This is a genomic window from Acetonema longum DSM 6540 (assembly GCF_000219125.1).
Classification (GTDB): Bacteria; Bacillota; Negativicutes; order Sporomusales; family Acetonemataceae; genus Acetonema; species Acetonema longum.
In genome coordinates this window covers 1-2,346 of record NZ_AFGF01000192.1, presented here as the reverse complement: position 1 = coordinate 2,346, position 2,346 = coordinate 1, and the positions used below count along the sequence as shown (strand labels likewise).

1 protein-coding gene is annotated in these 2,346 nt (G+C 51.6%); it reads left to right on the top strand.

Annotated elements, in window-relative coordinates:
* Positions 1-334 precede the first annotated feature (334 nt).
* Positions 335-1,627, top strand: coding sequence for a hexokinase family protein (locus ALO_RS16280; protein ID WP_004098066.1), 1,293 nt, complete (start codon positions 335-337; stop codon positions 1,625-1,627).
* The last annotated feature ends 719 nt before the right edge of the window (positions 1,628-2,346 follow it).

Below are 2,346 nucleotides of genomic sequence, written 5' to 3'. Positions count from 1 at the left end.
TATCGTGGCCTGGCTCTTGATTTTTGACACTGCCTGCTCTACTGTGCACTGTTGTGCCATGGTTTTCGCCTCCTAAAGAGATGTACAGCATCTCGAATATCCTTTTTTGACGAAATATGGTTTGCTATATTTAATATTCAATATTTTGTTAATATATCCTGCAAAATATTGTCGAACAAAATATATGCCAAGATTGTCCGGTCCATCTGCTGTTTCCCGGAAGCAGGAATCATTGCCCCTGACCGGGAAACAATATTTCGGGAGCTGGCTGTCTCTTTGTGGGTGAGGCGGTCATGCCGCCAACAGAGACTGCAGAAGAGAACGGAATGATAGGATGGATCAGTTAAGCAGGTTCCTACAGGACGCGGCGGCTGCATTTGCGATAGACCGGGCGGGTGTCGGGAGGATGGCTGACGGGATCACGGCAGAGATACGCCGGGCAATCGCCGGGAATCGCACCTCGTTGGCCATGCTGCCGTCTTTTTTGGACAGGCCGGCCGGGACGGAACAGGGCCGCTTTTTGGCGCTGGATTTTGGCGGCACCAATGTACGGCTGTTGTTAGTTGAATTGCGGGGCAGCGGCAAATTCGAGATCCTTGTTCAACGAAACTGGCCCCTGCGGGACGGGGCAGCCGGTTATGACTATACGACACGGGAAATCAGGGGAGAACAACTTTTCGGCTTTATTGCCGACCGGATTGCCGAATTAGGCTTAGGCCGGTCCGGATTAAAACTGGGCCATACCTTTTCCTATGGCTGCCGCCAGTATTCCGTCAACCGGGCGGAATTGATCCTGTGGGGCAAAGAAATCAACATCAGCGGCATGGAGGGTCAGGATATCAACGGTCTGCTGGCTGATGCGCTGGCTGGCAGGGGTTTAGGCCATATCATCCCGGTGGCTCTTTTAAATGATACGGTAGCCACCTTGCTGGCGGCGGCATATCAGGATTCCTGCACCGATATCGCCTCGGTCTGCGGCACAGGGCACAACATCTGCTACCGGGAAAAATTCTCGCCTCTCACCGGTCGGCCGATGATCCTGAATATGGAATCCGGCGGCTTTGACCGGGCGCCGGCTACTGTCTATGACCGGCTTCTGGATGAGGTAAGTGAACAACCGGGCAGTCAAAAGCTGGAGAAGCAAGTAGCCGGTCACTATCTGGGCGAAATTTTCCGCCTGGTTTATCAGGCAGGCGCGGATCGGGGACTGCTGCCGGCCTTGGAGGAGCGGTACGCCCTTCGCAGTGAAGCCCTGGGATTGATGCTGGCGGATGATAGTCCCGCTGGCCAGGTAACCGGTCGATTTTTTGCAGAGACATACGGACTGACGGTTCAGCCGGAACAAATCCAGGCGCTGCGTCGGTTGGCCGGCCTGATTGTCTGCCGCTCAGCCAGACTGGTGGCGGCGGCCTATCTTGGCGTTCTGCGGCATCTGGACCCTGACCTGACCCAACAGCATATGATCGCCATCGACGGTTCCCTGTATGAAAAAATGCCCGGCTATGCCGGCCTCATTCGGCAAACCCTTGAGGAACAACTGGAAGACCGGGCCGGTCAGACGGGCATTCGTCTGGTTAAGGACGGATCAGGCCTGGGCGCGGCTATTGCCGCCGCCACTGTATCATGACAATGAGCCTTACGATCCGTTGCTGCGGAACGTGAGGCTCATGCCGGAGGAATATCATGGTCAAAAAATCCGTTGAATCTAAACTATTATCGCCAAAGCTACCCTCCAAATTGCAATTGGCACATATCAATGAATTCCACGACGAAGATTGCGTGGAACTCAGTATGATACAGGACTGTACATTGGAAAGTTGAGTTTGTAAGGTGATGTTTATTTATGTCGTTTTGTCTCTTATATCCCCTGAATTTGCGAAAAATAATACGCAAGATGCCTGTCCTTAAGCTTCTTTTTCAAAAAAAATAGGATAAAAGACCCAAAACAATAGAGTCAATATATATTGCTTATTTTCCATACTTGATCATATAATGAAAACAAAGAAAAAACATACAAAATTATACAAACCCGATTATACAAACCCGGTTAAAGAGATCCAGCCCTCAAAAAAACTACCCCAGCGACACCGATCGGAAACCTCTTACGCGCAAACCTGCAGGGACAAGCCAATGCCTTATATACCTTCATCGGCTGGCCGCTAAACAAACCGGAGGGATTTGAAACCGCCGATCAAACCTACGGCTTTCAACTCCTCCTGCCGCTCTAAACCATTGAACCGAGGTGACCCCATGGCAATCAAAAAGAATCTTCTAGCGCGAAAAATCATGGCCCACCTGGCCCTGTGCACCTTCACCTTCCACCAAACCATCGCCTTCGCCGGCATC